The sequence below is a fragment of the Moorena sp. SIO3H5 genome, assembly GCF_010692395.1.
Classification (GTDB): Bacteria; Cyanobacteriota; Cyanobacteriia; order Cyanobacteriales; family Coleofasciculaceae; genus Moorena.
On the sequence record NZ_JAAHHS010000753.1, the window covers coordinates 1 to 1,464 of the forward strand.

Genomic DNA, 1,464 nt, shown 5'->3' on the forward strand with positions numbered 1-1,464 from the left:
TCTTTTTGTTTCAGCTAATTTTATCTATTTTTTTCAATATTCAAACCGGATTCCCATATCATTCCCAAAACTTCAGGTTAACTGAACCTGGAGTGCGACGGTAACGTTGAGTAGTTTTCCGTATTTTTGTTTTATTTACCCGTCCTCGGGAAGCTAGTTCTTCTTCAGAGAGGGTAATTTCTGGTTACGATAGCTTGGCTTTTGTTTCTCCTGTACTTTTCCACCAATTAATCATCACTCCACCAGCGATACCACCAATACCGCCGACAAAAATACTTATGCTTGGTGGGTATCCCACCAGTACAAATACCAACATGAACAATAACCAGTACTTCAATCCGGCCTCTATACCTTCGGAGGAAGTCAAATTTTGAGTTCTGGGGTTATTTTGGGATGCTACAGCAGCCCAAGTAAAAATAAACCCTCCTAAAACTCCTAGGAAAATGCTCCAGGTTCCAGGAAACCCGAGCAATGATAACAAGACTGATAGGAATAGGCCAAATCCTAGTTGGAATAAGAAACTTGGCGATACGTATAACAGTTTGCTCGAATTATTTTTTTCTGCCATGGGATAAGGGCTATGAGCAAATTACATCTTTTAATTGTGTGTCTAGGGGTTGAGTAGTATCCACAACTTTCAAGTATATTTTTTCCTCTGGAGTCAAGGATTCTGCTTTTTCCACCTGTGAGTTTAATAAATCTGCCGTTGCATCGGCAATATCACCACTGCGGTTTTTCAGTCTTTGTTGTAAAACTTCTAAAGGTGCTTCACACTGGACAATTTGCAGAGGTATATTATTTGCCTTGGTTTGGTTAATTATCTCTTGTCTGAGTTGTTGTCGGTCATATTTAGCATCTAAAATTACGGAAAAACCTTGCTTGGTAAGTATAATACCCAAATATAATAACCGTCCATACGTCTTTTGGGTCATTTCTGGGGTATAAATTTCATCTTTGCCTTTTGATTGTAGGGGAATACCTGCAAGATGTTTGCGGACTGCATCGGAACGGATCTGGATGGCTCCCAATTGGTGGGATAGATAACGGGCGGTTGTGCTCTTACCTGAGCCAGACAAACCAGACATGATAATTAATTGACCTTGACGGGGTTTGGTATATTCCCATGCTTGTTGATAATAACTCGCAGCAGTTTGGAATGCTTCTTGTTTTACTTCTGGGGGAATCCCTGGATCGTCTAATAAAAATGAATTTACTTTTGCCCGTACATATGCTTGACGACTCAAGTATAAAGGTAAGACTTGTAAACCTTCCCAGTCTCCAGTTTGCTCAACATAGGTGTTGAGAAATGCATTCCCCAAGTCTTGACGCTGTCTTGCTTCCAAATCCATGACGGTAAAGGCCACATCATACATGACATCGACAAAACGGAATGGCTCGTTAAATTCAATGCAGTCAAAAACCAACATTTTATCTTGCCAAAAAGCAATATTTCTCAAGTGTAAA

The 1,464-nt window shown here is 40.0% G+C and carries 2 protein-coding genes; both read right to left on the reverse strand.

The window, feature by feature from the left end; all coding sequences use genetic code 11:
* Window positions 1-184: 184 nt before the first annotated feature.
* Window positions 185-481: a hypothetical protein gene (locus tag F6K52_RS36240; protein WP_293090048.1), complete on the reverse strand. Its 297-nt coding sequence runs from the start codon at window positions 479-481 to the stop codon at window positions 185-187.
* A gap of 97 nt (window positions 482-578) precedes the next feature.
* A partial coding sequence (locus tag F6K52_RS36245; protein ID WP_293090050.1) for a bifunctional aminoglycoside phosphotransferase/ATP-binding protein occupies window positions 579-1,464 on the reverse strand: 886 nt, incomplete at its 5' end.